The 15037-nt window shown below is 66.4% G+C and carries 12 protein-coding genes and 2 tRNA genes; 8 read left to right on the forward strand and 6 right to left on the reverse strand.

Features of this window, described 5'->3' with window-relative positions:
- The first annotated feature begins 99 nt into the window (after nt 1-99).
- Together LYSCAS_RS01415 and LYSCAS_RS01420 are read left to right on the forward strand one after the other, a co-directional pair.
- On the forward strand, nt 100-1272 hold the full coding sequence (locus LYSCAS_RS01415; RefSeq protein ID WP_213435266.1) for an alpha/beta hydrolase: 1173 nt from the start codon (nt 100-102) through the stop codon (nt 1270-1272).
- A gap of 85 nt (nt 1273-1357) precedes the next feature.
- The gene (locus LYSCAS_RS01420; protein WP_213435267.1) at nt 1358-1627 is read left to right on the forward strand and encodes a hypothetical protein; all 270 of its coding nucleotides are present in this window, start codon (nt 1358-1360) and stop codon (nt 1625-1627) included.
- A gap of 532 nt (nt 1628-2159) precedes the next feature.
- Here LYSCAS_RS01420 and LYSCAS_RS01425 read toward each other — a convergent pair.
- The 3 genes from LYSCAS_RS01425 to LYSCAS_RS01435 form a co-directional block, all read right to left on the reverse strand.
- Nucleotides 2160-2609 carry a hypothetical protein gene (locus LYSCAS_RS01425; protein ID WP_213435268.1) on the reverse strand — a complete coding sequence of 150 codons (450 nt, stop codon included), beginning with the start codon at nt 2607-2609 and terminating at the stop codon, nt 2160-2162.
- 1838 nt (nt 2610-4447) lie between these two features.
- A tRNA-Arg gene (locus LYSCAS_RS01430) sits at nt 4448-4524 on the reverse strand.
- Nucleotides 4525-4556: 32 nt separating this feature from the next.
- Nucleotides 4557-4633 (reverse strand) — tRNA-Pro (locus LYSCAS_RS01435).
- 102 nt (nt 4634-4735) lie between these two features.
- Between LYSCAS_RS01435 and LYSCAS_RS01440 the strand changes: the two genes are divergently transcribed.
- The gene (locus LYSCAS_RS01440) at nt 4736-5497 is read left to right on the forward strand and encodes a Bax inhibitor-1/YccA family protein (protein ID WP_213435269.1); all 762 of its coding nucleotides are present in this window, start codon (nt 4736-4738) and stop codon (nt 5495-5497) included.
- Between the two features lie 66 nt (nt 5498-5563).
- Here LYSCAS_RS01440 and LYSCAS_RS01445 read toward each other — a convergent pair whose 3' ends face one another.
- From LYSCAS_RS01445 to grxC, 3 genes are all read right to left on the reverse strand, one after another.
- Nucleotides 5564-6586 (reverse strand): isocitrate dehydrogenase, encoded by a 1023-nt coding sequence (locus tag LYSCAS_RS01445; RefSeq protein ID WP_213435270.1) that lies wholly within the window; start codon nt 6584-6586, stop codon nt 5564-5566.
- 116 nt (nt 6587-6702) lie between these two features.
- The gene (locus LYSCAS_RS01450) at nt 6703-7101 is read right to left on the reverse strand and encodes a carboxymuconolactone decarboxylase family protein (protein WP_213435271.1); all 399 of its coding nucleotides are present in this window, start codon (nt 7099-7101) and stop codon (nt 6703-6705) included.
- A complete protein-coding gene (grxC, locus tag LYSCAS_RS01455) occupies nt 7098-7418 on the reverse strand; it encodes a glutaredoxin 3 (protein ID WP_213435272.1) in 321 nt (106 codons plus the stop codon). Before grxC ends, LYSCAS_RS01450 begins: the two co-directional genes overlap by 4 nt.
- 169 nt (nt 7419-7587) lie before the next feature.
- Here grxC and LYSCAS_RS01460 point away from each other — a divergent pair, with 169 nt between their 5' ends.
- The 5 genes from LYSCAS_RS01460 (at nt 7588) to LYSCAS_RS01480 (ending at nt 15002) form a co-directional block, all read left to right on the forward strand.
- Nucleotides 7588-9162, forward strand: a complete 1575-nt coding sequence (locus LYSCAS_RS01460) for a M48 family metalloprotease (protein WP_244858710.1) — start codon at nt 7588-7590, stop codon at nt 9160-9162.
- Between the two features lie 81 nt (nt 9163-9243).
- A complete protein-coding gene (gene phoB, locus LYSCAS_RS01465) occupies nt 9244-9933 on the forward strand; it encodes a phosphate regulon transcriptional regulator PhoB (RefSeq protein ID WP_213435273.1) in 690 nt (229 codons plus the stop codon).
- Between the two features lie 10 nt (nt 9934-9943).
- Entirely contained in the window at nt 9944-11308 is a 1365-nt protein-coding gene (gene phoR / locus LYSCAS_RS01470; RefSeq protein WP_213435274.1) for a phosphate regulon sensor histidine kinase PhoR, read from the forward strand.
- Nucleotides 11305-13452: a polyphosphate kinase 1 gene (gene ppk1, locus LYSCAS_RS01475; RefSeq protein ID WP_213435275.1), complete on the forward strand. Its 2148-nt coding sequence runs from the start codon at nt 11305-11307 to the stop codon at nt 13450-13452. Before phoR ends, ppk1 begins: the two co-directional genes overlap by 4 nt.
- Before the next feature lie 107 nt (nt 13453-13559).
- Nucleotides 13560-15002, forward strand: a complete 1443-nt coding sequence (locus LYSCAS_RS01480; RefSeq protein ID WP_244858711.1) for a Ppx/GppA phosphatase family protein — start codon at nt 13560-13562, stop codon at nt 15000-15002.
- The last annotated feature ends 35 nt before the right edge of the window (nt 15003-15037 follow it).

Below are 15037 nucleotides of genomic sequence, written 5' to 3' on the forward strand. Positions count from 1 at the left end.
GGCGTGAAACGCGGCAAATGCGAGGGATCAGGCGCTTCTCACGTCGCTGCGATCACCTCGTCACTAACTTCGGGCGACGCCAATCCCCCGGAGCCGCCCATGTCCGTTCGCCCGCATCCGCTGTCGCTCGTCATTGCTGCATTGCTTGCGACCACCGCATGCCATCGATCGGACGAAGCCGCCACGACCGCACCCACCGCGGCACCCGCACCGGCGACCACGGTCGGCGCGGTTCCGACGCAGGCGCAGGCAGATCCGCAGATGCAGGCGGTCCTCGACCAACTCGCGAAGCTCGGCGGAAAGCCGGTCGAAACGCTCACCGCCGTGGAGGCGCGCAAGCAACCCTCGCCCGCCGACGCGGTGAAAGCTTTGCTTGAATCGCAAGGCAAGCCGACCACGCCCGAAGCGGTGGCGAAGGTCGAAAACCGCACGTTCCCCGGCCCGGGCGGCGCCGTGCCGATCCGCATCTACACGCCCGAAGGCAAGGGCCCGATGCCTGTAGTGCTCTACATCCACGGGGGTGGCTGGGTGATTGCCGACCTCGACACCTACGACGCAAGCCCGCGCGCAATCGCCAACGCAGCCAAGGCGATCGTCGTGTCCACGCACTACCGCCAGGGCCCGGAGCACCTGTTCCCCGCCGCGCACGACGACACCCTCGCCGCCTACGAATGGCTGCTGAAGAACGCCGCGAAACTCGGCGGCGACCCGAAGCGCATCGCGCTGGTCGGCGAAAGCGCCGGCGGCAACATGGCCGCCGACATCGCCATCGCCGCGCGCGACAAGGGCCTCCAGGCCCCGCTCCACCAGGTCCTCGTGTACCCGGTGGCGGACAAGGCCATGGATTCGCCCTCCTACCTCGAGAACGCGAACGCCAAGCCGCTGAACAAGCCGATGATGGAATGGTTCGCGAAGAACTACCTCGGCGACCCGGCCAAGGCGGCCGATCCGCGCATTTCGCTCGTCGACCAGCCCAACCTCGCCGGCCTGCCGCCGGCCACCATCATCCTTGCGCAGATCGACCCGCTGCGCAGCGGCGGCGAGAAGCTGGCCGAAAAACTGCAGGCCGCCGGCGTGCCGGTGACCGTGCAGCGCTACGACGGCGTGGCGCACGAGTTCTTCGGCATGGGCGCGGTGGTGGACAAGGCGAAACAGGCGCAGCAACTGGCGGGCGCGGAGTTGCGGAAGGCGTTCGAGGCAGGCGCGCCTGCATCCGCGGCCACCTCGATGCCGGCCCCGGCCACGACTGTCGCCCCCGCGAAATCAAATTGACCGGAAAACGCGGGAGATTGCCGCTTCCGCCGTGGCTTGCCGTTGACCCTGCACAAGGACCCCACAGCCCGAGGATCGACCGGATATGCAGGAAGCTTCGCTACGCGTACGCACCACAGGTTCGTTTTCGGCCGCCGAACTCACGGGCGACTACAGCGGATCGCGCTACGCCTTCGCGCGACGCCTGGGCGAGGCCTCGGCGCCCATCAGCTCCGACACGTGGATCGAGGTCCAGCCGATCTTCCAGGACCTGTGGGTGGGCGGCGAAGGCGAACTGTCGTGGGAAGAAGCCCGTCCCGCCATCTTCCATGGCTGGCGCGCGAGCAAGCGCGTGCTGGGACGCAAGGTGGGCTGAGAGGCTGGCGCGCCCGACAGGACTCGAACCTGTAACCGCCGGCTTAGAAGGCAGAAAAACTCTGGCGCTGAATCAATAACTTAGTGCAGTTATTTTTCAGGAGCCGGCCTCGTGAAACTCGCACCACTGCGCGGTGGGCCACTGAATTTTCAGGAGGCTCAGCAGCGCCTGGGCCGAAACGAGTGTCCGCTATCGGCCAGAAGCGGACTTTCACAGCCCTCGAAGCGTGCCGGAGAACTTGCCGCATTTGCACGAGTGAGAAAGCGACGTCCCATGCCGAGTGAACTCAATTCTGTATCGGCACGAGTCACAGACGACTGAACTTTGACCGGTTCTGCCGAACTCGCCCCACGCTGACAGGAAAAGCGCCTTATCCGACTCTGTCAGTATTCGCTTCGAAGCTTCTGAGCTCACTTTTTTGTGCTCATCCATATGCCCGTTCTCGTCTTGGATCTCTGGGGAAACGGAACTGTCCGCGTTGGGCCGAAGCGGTCGCCCTGCTGACTGTCCGCTATCGGCCAGAAGCGGACATTCAATCAGACGCTTGCCGCTGGAGCTTCCGGCCTATGCCTGTGCCCGCCAACAGGGCGCACACCAGGACGAGCCACGCCAGGAGCACCAGGATTGTCGGGTCACTTGCGCGGAGCCAGTCCGGCATGACCATCGAAAACAAGATCGCGCCACACGCCTGGACCAGAAACACGAGGCCAGCATGCACATAGGGCCGCAGCGGCTGGTGCGCGGCGAGATGCGCGAAGACCGCTGCGCATGCGGCGAACAAGACCAGGTTCCAGCCCATCATGGAGACGACGTGCGTGCGAACGCTGGCCGAAACCTCAGGCGCGAGGAAGCCCTCGATGAATCCGATCACGCACTGCACGACGAACAACAGGGCGGCGTACTTTGCGATCTTGCGCCAATTCAACACGGTGTCATCCCCAATGAACTCGACGTCCGATACGAGTCGAGTTGTGGCGCGCATTCTAGGCCGCAGTGCCGAAGCAATTGGAGGCCGAAGTCGGCTTTCGGCCAGAAGCGGACTCTTGGGGGCCTACAAGGTTTAGTCAGCCGGCAATGCCTCGCGAGTCCAAGGACCGTCAATGCTGTCCCGCCAAGCGCACCAGCCAGGAGGAAGGTCCGCCAGGTCCAGAAGCGATGGGTCCATATCGACGGGATGACTCATTTCGACGACCACAACGTCCGACGGCGGGTCCGCACCGTCCAGGAATTGCCAGCCATGATCGTCCTCATCGTGAGCGACAAAAAGGATGGGATGTCCGTCATACACGACTGACTTGGAAACGAGAGCTGCCGTATCTGGAGTTTGATCGAAATACCACATTGAGACACGAGCCCATAGAAAAACAGGGGTCAGAGTAGCAATTCACAAGTGTCCGCTTTCGGCCAGAAGCGGACATTCGCTAACGCCCGGAGTCAGAGCTTGTCGAGACTCCGCGCGTCGCTCGGTCGAGGCCTTTTCCAGTGTGCGTGTTCGTATCGTGCTCCAGGGCCACCACGAACAACACCATGGCTGCCAGTGTGGCCGCTGCGCTGTGCCTGGCCACCGCGACAGTCCGGCGTATTCCCTCAGGCTGGTCGCTCATCGTCTTTGGATGAACCCACGGGAACAGAAATCTTGTCCGCAGTCCAAAGTGGCGATTTGCCCCACGCACAAATAGTTCGTCACGGGTCGCGGATTTGTCCCCAAGCGAAATCGCAGCCTGCTCGCTGGAAATGATGTGCACCAAACCGCATGCGATAAGCAAGACAAGCGCGGCAATCGTGAATATCGACATCGATTTTTCTCAGTGGACCGTGCATCAGACTGACGTCCGCTATCGGCCAGAAGCGGTCTTTCGCGGATACCGGACGGCCAGACTGCCCAGACGAAACTGATAAGAGCTGGCACCAGTAGCAAGGTGAGAACTCCTCCGAACCAGAAGAGGAACCAATACAGCACCTCAGGAAGCGCTTCTCGCGGCAGCCAAGCGCAGGCCCAAAGCACGATCACTGCGCTGGATGCAATTTGGACAATCCGACGAATCATTCTGTGCACTGACTAACGGCTAGACGCTCGCAATTCTGCCCGAAATGAAGTGTCAGCTTTGGGTCGAAACCGGTCACCTGGTGTCGCGTGGTGGGCAGGCGCGGCGGGTGTCCGCTTAAGCGGACACTCCCTCCGATGGGAGCTTAGCCATTGCTAGCGGCCGACTGGCGGTTCCAGGAGGTTGACCGAAGCCGCCTCGGCTTTGGAAAGGGTCCATCGCCGAATGACCCTCTCCGAACCGTAGTGGAATACTTCAATGCGGTATCCACGCCCACCGCGCTCCAATGCAACCGCAACCAGGTCAGTCCGTTCGCAAGCAGACAGTAATCGATTAGGCGAAAGGCTCGTTCGCACTACGTCTGTTGCGTTGAAATCCTGACCCTTCGCCGCTACAGGACCAACGATGCGCTCCAGTGCCACCCGGACATCAATCGGCACCTCGTTCCAATCTTGCACCGGTCTACACTCAGGCGGCCGCGCTGCGACGGACTGAGACGCCGCGAGCAGCGCTATGAAAGGCAAGGACGAAATCGTCGTTCTCATAGCCTAGATTGCCTCCAGCCCGGGACTGATCACGTCGAACGCTGAGACTAGTCGAATGGGGTTGGTCTGATGTCCGCTTTGGGTCGAAAGCGGACATTTTGAGGTTGCGTTATCGACGACTCGGAGCGCCGTGAAACACTCACGACGAAATGCAATTCGAAATTTTTGGCGAATTTTCAGGAGGCCGGTACACACTCTCGGCCTAAACCAAGCTAAGCCACTGATTTAAATGGCGCGCCCGACAGGACTCGAACCTGTAACCGCCGGCTTAGAAGGCCGGTGCTCTATCCGGTTGAGCTACGGGCGCTTCGAACGGCGATGTGCGTCGAAATGATCGAGTGGTCGGGGTAGAGGGATTCGAACCCCCGACATCCTGCTCCCAAAGCAGGCGCGCTACCAGACTGCGCTATACCCCGGTCGAGCCGGAACGTTGGCGATTCTGGGAACCGGGGGCGGCACTGTCAACGCGCGATCGCCGCGCTATGCTCCGGGCTTCTTCACATTCGCAGGACGCCTCCATGCTTCGCAGCGGCAACCCGGCCCTCAAGGACACCACCTTCCTCGACCTGCGCAGCGGCCAGGTCGTCGCGCGCGACGGCGACGCGATGACGTTGAACGGCACGGTCAACAAGACCGGCCTGCTGCTGTTCCTGGCGATCCTCACCGCAGCGTTCGCGTGGCGCAGCATCGACATCGGCCCGGACGGCCTGTCGTCCAACGCCACGATCTTCCTGTGGGGCGGCCTGCTCGGCGGCCTGGCGTTCGCCATGGCCACGATCTTCAAGCCCACGTGGTCGCCGGTCACCGCGCCGTTGTATGCGCTGTTCGAAGGCCTGTTCCTCGGCACCATCTCGGCGATCTACGACTACCGCTTCCACGGCATCGTGCTGCAGGCGGTGATGCTGACCGCGGGCACGCTGTTCGCGCTGCTGTTCGCGTATCGCAGCGGCATGATCAAGGTGACCGAGAACTTCAAGCTCGGCGTGGTCGCGGCCACGGGCGGCGTGGCGTTGATCTACCTGGCGACCATCGTGCTCGGCATGTTCGGCATCAACATCCCGTACATCCACCAGTCCGGCCTGATCGGCATCGGCTTCAGCCTCGCGGTCGTGGTGATCGCCTCGCTCAACCTCGTGCTGGATTTCGACTTCATCGAAACCGGCGTCGAACAGGGCGCGCCGAAGCACATGGAGTGGTACGCCGCGTTCGGCCTGATGGTCACGCTGGTGTGGCTGTACCTGGAATTCCTGCGCCTGCTGTCGAAGCTGCAGTCGCGCTGAGCACGCACGCATCGCAAACGAAAACGGGGCCGAAAGGCCCCGTTTTTTGTTGCCTGAAGCAAACCGTCAGATGCGGCTGGCGATCGCCTTCGCGAACGACATCGTGTTGCCCGTGCCGCCCAGGTCCGGCGTCATCGAATCCTTCGCTTCCAGCGTGGCGATGATCGCTTCGCGCAGGCGCGTCGCCTTGTCGGTCATGCCGAGGTGGTCGAGCATCTGGCCCGCGGCGAGCAGCAGCGCACACGGATTGGCGATGCCCTTGCCCGCGATGTCCGGCGCCGAGCCGTGCACCGCTTCGAAGATCGCCGCATCCGTGCCGATGTTCGCGCCCGGCGCCAGGCCCAGGCCGCCGACGAGGCCGGCGCACAGGTCGGAGATGATGTCGCCGAACAGGTTGGTCGTCACGATGATGTCGAACTGTTCCGGGCGCATCACCAGCTGCATGCAGGTGTTGTCCACGATCATCTCGTTGCACTGGATGTCGGGATATTCCGCGGCCACGGCGCGCGCGGTCTTGAGGAAGAGGCCCGAGGTGGACTTCAGGATGTTCGCCTTGTGCACCACGGTGACTTTCTTGCGACCGGTGCGGCGCGCGAGTTCGAACGCGTAGCGCACGATGCGCTCCGAACCGCGGCGCGTGACCTTCTGCGTGAGCAGCGCGGTCTCGCCGTCTTCGGACACGGACTGGCCTTCGCCGATGTACGCGCCCTCGGTGTTCTCGCGGACGGTGATGAGGTCAACGCCGGTCGGGAAGCGCGACTTGGTGTTCGGGAAGCTCTTGGCCGGGCGCACGTTGGCGTACAGGTCGAAGCGCTTGCGCAGTTCCACGTTGATCGAGCTGAAGCCCTCGCCTACCGGCGTGGTGAGCGGGCTCTTCAGCGCGATGCGGTTCTTGCGGATCGAATCCATCGTCGCCGCCGGCAGCAGTTCGCCGGTCTTCTCCAGCGCCGTCATGCCCGCTTCGGCGAATTCCCAGGCCAGCCCGAGGTTCATCGAATCCAGGACGTGCAGCGTGGCGTCCATGATTTCGGGGCCGATGCCGTCGCCGCGGAGGACGGTGATGGTGTGTTGCGTGTTCGTGGGGGTCATTCGCGGGTCCGGACGTGCCAACGGCGCGCGATCACAGGCGCGCCGGGGCGGGTTTCAAGGGGCCGCGATTATGCCAGACGCCAGCGTAGGGACCGGCCGTGCCGAAGGTCCCGGACTCAGCCGTGGTCGTGCGCGGCGGGCGCCGAAGCGTCGCCGGATTCGAGCGTGTCGAGGAAATCCACCGCGCGCCGCAGGTGCGGGATCACGATCGATCCGCCCACCACCAGCCCCACCGAGAACGCTTCGAACATCTCGTCGCGGTTCACCCCGGCCTCGCGGCACTGGGCCACGTGGTAGCTGATGCAGTCGTCGCAACGCAGCACCATGGAGGCGACCAGCCCGAGCAGCTCCTTGGTCTTCACGTCCAGCGCGCCGGCCTGGTAGGTCTGCGTGTCGAGCGCGAAGAAGCGCCGGACCACCTGGTTCGGTTCGGCCAGGATCCGCTCGTTCATGCGCTTGCGGAAGTCGGTGAACTGGCGGACGCGGTCGGCCTCGTTGCCGCCGGTACCGCTCATGCGCCCGCCCCCGCCAGCAGCGGCTCGAAGCGGCCGGCGCGGTGCAGCGCCATCAGGTCGTCGTAGCCGCCCACGTGCGTCTCGCCCACGAAGATCTGCGGCACGCTCGTGCGGCGCGTCTTCTGCACCATCGCTTCGCGTTCGCCGGGCGCGGTGTCGATCCGGACCTCGGTCCAGGCCAGGCCCTTGCTCTTGAGGAAGTTCTTCGCGGCCACGCAGTAAGGGCAGATCGCGGTGCTGTAGATGGTGATGACGGGGTGGGTCACGCTGGCTCCTGGAACGCTCGCCGACGGATGCGGTCGGACATTGGCACGCATGATGGGTGCGGCCTTTCTCCAATTCCACCCTTTGGCCGGAATGTGCGTGCAACACTGTGGATTAACTCCCGATTCACGCCCGTGCCCCGCACGGGACGCATGCTCCCCGCGCTGCCGCTTGACCCCCGATTCGATGGAGAACCGCGTGCCCCGATCCGTCCATCCGCTGATCCGCACCACGCTGCTCTCCGCCGGCCTCGCCCTGGCGATCGCCGCGCCCATCGCGGCGCAGAACACCAAACTGCCGGACATCGGCTCCTCGGCGGGCGAAGTCCTCGGCCCCGCGCAGCAGTCCGAATACGGCGCGATGACGCTCAGCCAGCTGCGCCACTACGGCTACGTGCTGGACGATCCGTTGCTCGAAGGCTGGCTGCAGGGCGTCGGCAACCGCCTGGCCGCCGCGAGCGACAAGCCGCGCCAGCAGTTCACCTTCTTCCTGCTGCGCGATCGCCAGATCAACGCCTTCGCCACGCTCGGCGGTTACGTCGCCACCAACGCGGGCCTGGTGCTCGCCGCGCAACGCGAGGACCAGGTGGCCAGCGTGCTCTCGCATGAAATCGCGCACGTCACGCAGGACCACGTGCTGCGGGCAGTGGAACGCGCGCAACGCGACAGCGTGCCGATCCTGCTCGCGATGCTCGGCGCGATCGTCGTCGCGCAGAAGTCCGGCGGCAATTCCAGCGACGACGCCACGCTGGCCGCCGTCACCGGCGCGCAATCGCTGCTCTACCAGCGCCAGATCGACTACACGCGCGACAACGAAGCCGAAGCCGACCGCGTCGGCATGCAGACGCTGTCGCGCAGCGGCTACGACCCGATGGCGATGGCCGAATTCTTCACCACGCTGCAATCCTGGGTGCGCGCCAACCAGGGCGGCGAACGCGAACGCACGCCCGATTACCTGCAGACGCACCCGGTCACGGTCACGCGCATCAGCGAAGCCAAGCAACGCGCCGCGCAATTGAAGACGCGCCCCACGTTCTCCGCGCCGGCCGCCACCCACAACCCGCTGCTGCCGGGCAACATGCAGTTGCCGAGCGCAGCCTTGCAGCCCGTCGCCGGCACCGGCCAGTTCGGCTGGGCGAAGGAACGCCTGCGCGTGCTCAGCGCCGACACCCCGGCCGCCGCGATCCGCGAATACGAACAGATGCGCACGCGCGCCCCGCTCGACGATGCGCAGCGCTACGGCCTCGCCCTCGCCCACCTGCTGGCCAACCACGCCGCTGCGGCGACGGAAGAACTCACCCCGCTGCTGGCCGCCCACCCCGGCGACCTGTGGCTCGACCTTGCCATGGGCGAAGCCGAAGCGCGCGGCGGCAAGACCGCCGCGGCCGACGCCCGCTTCCAGGGCATGGTCGCGCGCATGCCGCGCAACCGCGCCGTGGTCCTCACCTACGCCAAGGTCCTCGGCGAACGCGGCGACGCCGCCTCCGGCAAGCGCGCCCAGGCGATCCTTCGCCCGCTGGCGGGCAGCAGCGCCGACGACCCGATCTTCCAGGAAACCTTCGCCCGCGCCAGCGAACTGGCCGGCGACCCCATCCGCGCCGGCGAGGCCTACGCCGAGGTCGAATACCTCAACGGCCGCCCCGAACGCGCCCTGGCCCAGCTGCAGAACCTGAAGAAGCGCCCGGAACTGGACTACTACGCCCGCGCGCGCATCGACGCCCGCATCGCCGCCATCACCCCCACGGTGCTCGAACTGCGCCGCCAGGGCGTGCGCGACGACAAGATCGATCGGCAGTAATCCGCGGCAAGAGCGCCGATCACCGCGCCCCGGGCGTACCGTGTCACCCTTCGGTCACAAAACCGTCGTCTACTGCCGCCCATGCAGAAGCGCATCCTCATCGTCGATGACGAACCCGCGATCCGGGACATGGTCGCCTTCGCCCTGCGCAAGGGCGAATACGAACCCATCCATGCCGGCGACGCCCGCGAAGCGCAGTCGTCCATCGCGGACAAAGTGCCGGACCTGATCCTGCTCGACTGGATGCTGCCAGGCACCAGCGGCCTGGAACTCGCCCGCCGCTGGCGCAAGGACGCCCTCACCCGCGAAGTGCCGATCATCATGCTCACCGCGCGCGGCGAGGAGAACGACCGCGTCGGCGGCCTGGAGGCCGGCGTCGACGACTACGTGGTCAAGCCCTTCTCCGCCCGCGAACTGCTCGCCCGCATCCGCGCCGTCATGCGCCGCTCGCGCGAAGACGACGAGGACGGCAGCGTCAAGGTCGGCGCCCTGCGCATCGATGGCGCCGCGCACCGCGTGTTCGCCGAGGACGCCCCGGTGCAGATCGGCCCCACCGAATACCGCCTGCTGCATTTCTTCATGACCCACCCCGAGCGCGTGTACACCCGCGCCCAGTTGCTCGACCACGTGTGGGGCGGCAGCGTGTACGTGGAAGAGCGCACCGTCGACGTCCACATCCGCCGCCTGCGCAAGACGCTGGAGCCGCACGCCCTCGATCCCATGGTCCAGACGGTGCGCGGCGCGGGTTACCGCTTCTCCGCCGCCGTCTAGACTGGCGCGCATGCCGCCGCGCGCACGCTCCGCCTGGACCCGCACGCTGGGCCAACTCCTGTTGGTCCTGGCGATCGCTGCGGTCGTGGGCGTGCTGGTCCGCCATCCGTGGCCCGTCATCACGGTCGCCGCGCTCGGCATCGTCGCGTGGCATTACTGGAAACTGCACGGCGTCCTGCGCCGCCTCACCGACCGCACGCGCCTGCAACCGCCGCAGGGCAACGGCGTGTGGAACGAACTCGACCGCCTGCTCCACCGCAGCCAGGCCGAGATGCGCACGCGCAAGCGCCGCCTCGTCGAAATGCTGCGCGCCTACCGCGCCGCGGCGATGGCGTTGCCGGACGCCGTCGTGGTGCTCGATCGCAACAGCCAGCGCGTGCAGTGGTGCAATCCCGCCGCCGCCACGCTGCTCGGCCTGCACTATCCGCGCGACCTCGGCGCCCCGCTGAGCGAACGCCTGCAGCCGCTGTCGCTCGCGCGCTGGCTCGCCGCCGGCCGCAACGCCGAACCGTTGATGGACACGCCATCTCCGGTCGATCCCGACCTGCGCCTGAGCCTGCGCCTGATCCCCTATTCGGACGAACTGTGGCTGCTCGTCGCGCGCGACGTCAGCAAGCTCATGCGCCTGGAACAGATGCGCCGCGATTTCGTCGCCAACGTCTCGCACGAATTGCGCACGCCGCTGACCGTCGTGCACGGTTACCTCGACCTGCTCGATCCGGCCGACCAACCCGAATGGGCGCCGATGCTCGCCGAAATGCAGCGCCAGTCGCAGCGCATGACGCAGCTCGTCGAAGACCTGCTCACGCTCTCGCGCCTGGAAGCGCAGGAAGGCGTGGCCGAAGAACACGTGGGCATGGCGCCGATGCTCAACACGCTCAAGCGCGAAGCCGAAGCGCTGAGCCAGGGCCGCCATCGCGTGGTCGTCGAGGACGCCACGCTCGCCGAAGGCGCCCCGCTCGACCTGTGGGGCTCGACCAAGGAACTGCACAGCGCGTTCTCCAACCTCGTCAGCAACGCCGTGCGCTACACGCCCGCGGGCGGCACCCTCCGCGTGCGGTTCGCGCGCGAAGACCACGGCGGCGTGGTGCTGGCCGTCACCGACAGCGGTTACGGCATCCCCGCGGCGCACCTGCCGCGCATCACCGAACGCTTCTACCGCGTTTCCACCAGCCGTTCGCGCGAAAGCGGCGGCACCGGGCTCGGCCTGGCCATCGTCAAGCACGTGCTCAACCTGCACCAGGCGCGCCTGTCGATCGACAGCGAAGTGGGCCGTGGCAGCACGTTCGCGTGCCATTTCCTGGCCGAGCGCACGCTCCCGCGCGACGGCCTCGACGATGCCCCCGCCCCCGCTGAGGCAGAATCCAGTCCATGAACGCAACACCCAAGCCTTCGCAGTCCCGCGCCTCCGATCCGCGCAATGCCCGGCACGTGCCGCACGACCAGGCCGCGCAAGGCCAGGACGTCGACCCGCTGCGCGATCCCGCGCTGTACTTCAACCGCGAACTGTCGCAACTGGATTTCAACTTCCGCGTGCTCGCGCAGGCGCGCGATGCGCAGGTGCCGCTGCTCGAACGCCTGCGATACCTCTGCATCTCGTGCACCAACCTCGACGAGTTCTTCGAGATCCGCGCCGCCACCGTGCGCCATTCGCAGGACTTCGGCATCCCGCCGGGCCCCGACGGCGTGGCGCCGGCCGAAGTGCTCAAGCAGATCCACGACCGCGCCGCCGAACTGGTGGACGCGCAATACCGGTGCTGGAACGAAGAACTGCGCCCGCAGCTCAACGACGCCGGCGTGCGCATCCTCCCGCGCGATGCGTGGAACGCGAAGCAGACGCGCTGGCTGCGCGACCACTTCTGCGAACAGATCCTGCCGGTGCTTTCGCCGCTGGGCCTGGATCCCGCGCATCCCTTCCCGAAGATCCTCAACAAGTCGCTCAACATCGTCGTCGTGCTGAAGGGCAAGGATGCGTTCGGGCGCACCGGGCACCTGGCGATCGTGCGCGCACCACGTTCGCTGCCGCGCATCATCCAGATCCCGCAGGAAGTCTCGGGCGGGCCGAGCGACTTCGTGTTCCTGTCCGCGATGCTCTCGGCGTTCGTCGACGAACTGTTCCCGGGCATGCAGGTGAAGGGCGCGTACCAGTTCCGGGTCACGCGCAATTCCGAGCTGATCGTCGACGAGGAGGAAGTCGAGAACCTCGCGCTCGCGCTGCGCGACGAACTCATCGGCCGCGGTTACCTGCGCGCCATGCGCCTGGAAATCGCGGAGCAGTGCCCGACCGACATCGTGCGCACGCTGCTGGTGAATTTCGACCTGCCGGAGAACGCGGTCTACCGCATCAACGGCCCGGTCAACCTCAACCGCGTGATCCAGGTGTACGACCTGGTGCAGCGCCCCGACCTGAAATACCCCGCGTTCCAGCCGCGCGCATTGCGCGATGCGGACGCGATGTTCGAACGCGTCGCCGAAGGCGACGTGTTGCTGCACCACCCCTTCGATTCCTTCGCGCCGGTGCTGGAGCTGATCAAGCAGGCCGCCGAAGACCCGAACGTGCTGGCGATCAAGCAGACGCTCTACCGCACCGGCAAGGATTCGCCGATCGTCGAACAACTGGTGCAGGCCGCGCGCAACGGCAAGGATGTCACCGTCGTCGTCGAGCTGCGCGCGCGCTTCGACGAAGAAGCCAACCTCGGCGTGGGCGACCGTTTGCAGGATGCCGGCGTGCAAGTGGTGTACGGCGTGGTCGGCTACAAGACGCACGCCAAGATGCTGCTCATCGTGCGCCGCGAAGGCCGCAAGTTGCGCCGCTACGTGCACCTGGGCACGGGCAACTACCACTCCGGCACCACGCGCAACTACACGGATTTCGGCCTGATCACCGCCGATCCCGACATCGGCAACGACGTCGACCTGATCTTCCGCCAGCTCTCGGGCCTGGCGCCGGCGATCAAGCTCAAGCGCCTGCTGCAGTCGCCCTTCACGCTGCATGCCGGCGTGCTGGCGCGCATCGATCGCGAAACCAAGCACGCACGTGCCGGACGGCCGGCGCGCATCATCGCCAAGATGAACGCGCTCAACGAACCGCAAGTCGTGCGCGCGCTCTACACCGCCTCGCAGGCGGGCGTGCAGATCGACCTCATCGTGCGTGGCGCGTGCACGCTGCGCCCCGGCGTGCCGGGCGTCTCCGACAACATCCGCGTGCGTTCGATCGTGGGTCGCTTCCTCGAACACCATCGCGTGTACTGGTTCGGCAACGACGGTGCGCCCGACCTGTTCTGCTCCAGCGCCGACTGGCTCGAACGCAACCTGTTGCGCCGCATCGAAACGGGCTTCCCGATCCTGGATCCCGACCTCGCCGCGCGCGTCTACGACGAAGCGCTGGCCAACTACCTCGCCGACAACACCAACGCCTGGGCGCTGCAACCCGACGGCCGTTACGAGCGCATCGCGCCCACCGAACACCACATGCCGCATTCGGCGCAGCTCTCGCTGCTCGCGAAGTTGTGCACGTGAACGACACGCTCTTGAACAATATTTACGCCCGCCCCGTCGCCACCGCCCTGCCCTTGCAGGACGGTGATCTCCTGGCCGCGGTCGACCTCGGCTCCAACAGTTTCCACATGGTGGTCGCGCGCTACGTGCTCGGGCAGCTGCGCATCGTCGATCGCCTGCGCGACATGGTGCGGCTGGCCGAAGGCCTCGACGGCAAGGGCGGGCTCGATCCGGACGTGCGCAACCGCGCGCTCGAAAGCCTGCAACGCTTCGGCCAGCGCCTGCGCGACATCCCGCCGCAGCGCGTGCGTGCCATCGCGACCAACACCGTGCGCCAGCTCGCCGTGCCGCAGGCCTTCCTGCTGCCGGCCGAAACCGCGCTCGGCCACGCGATCGAAGTCGTCTCCGGCCGCGAAGAAGCGCGCCTGGTGTACCTCGGCGTCGCGCACGCGCAACCGCCGAAACCCGGCGAACTGCGGCTGGTGATCGACATCGGTGGCGGCTCGACGGAATTCATCATCGGCTCGGGCCTGGAAGCGATCGAACGCGAAAGCCTGCAGGCCGGGTGCGTCGCGAGCACGCGCCGCTTCTTCGCCGACGGCAAGCTCTCGCGGAAGCGCTGGAAGCAGGCGCTGACGGAAGTCTCCGCGGAATTCCAGCAGTTCGCCGGCACGTATCGCGCCCTCGGCTGGAACGAAGCGCTGGGCTCGTCGGGCACCAACAAGGCGATCGGCGAAATCTGCGCGGCGATGAAACTCACCAAGGGCGCGGTGACGAACGTCGCGCTGCCGCAAGTGCGCGATCGCTTGCTGCAGGCCGACACGATCGCCGCGATCGACCTGCCCGGCCTGTCGGAAGAACGCAAGCCGATCATCGCCGGCGGCATCCTCATCCTCGAAGCCGCGTTCGAAACGCTGGGCCTGGAACGCATGGCGGTGAGCAAGGCCGCCCTGCGCGAAGGCGTGCTGTACGACATGCTCGGCCGCGGCGGCGCGGACGATCCGCGCGAAGCCTCGATCACCGCGCTGATGCAGCGCTACGGCATCGACGTCGCGCAGTCCGCGCGCGTCACCGGCACCGCGCTGCACCTGTTCGACCAGCTCGCCCGCGCGTGGAAGCTCAACGACGACGACCGCGCGATGCTCGCCCGCGCCGCGCGCGTGCACGAACTGGGCCTGGCCATCGCACACAGCCAGTACCACGTGCATGGCGCGTACGTGCTGGAGCATTCGGACATCGCGGGCTTCTCGCAGCAGGAACAGCGCGTGCTGGCGGCGCTGGTGCGCACGCATCGGCGCAACATCCCGAAGTCGGCGTTCGAAGCGATCCCGGATCGTTTGCTCGTCGCGGCGAAGCGCTCGGCCGCGTTGCTGCGCATCGCCGTGCTGCTGCATCGCTCGCACGAGGCCGGCGACATCCCGCGGCTGGACGTGCGCGCCGAGGGCGATGCGCTGGTCCTGGTGCTCGACAAGCGTTGGGTCGAAGCGCGCCCGCTGCTGCGCGCCGACCTCGCCGGCGAACCGGATTACATCGCCGGGCTCGGCGTCACCTTGCGCGTCGAAACCGACTGACCGCCGTCGTCTCCGCGAAGGCGGGGAGCCATGGT

The organism is Noviluteimonas caseinilytica (assembly GCF_018406605.1).
Lineage (GTDB): Bacteria > Pseudomonadota > Gammaproteobacteria > Xanthomonadales > Xanthomonadaceae > Noviluteimonas > Noviluteimonas caseinilytica.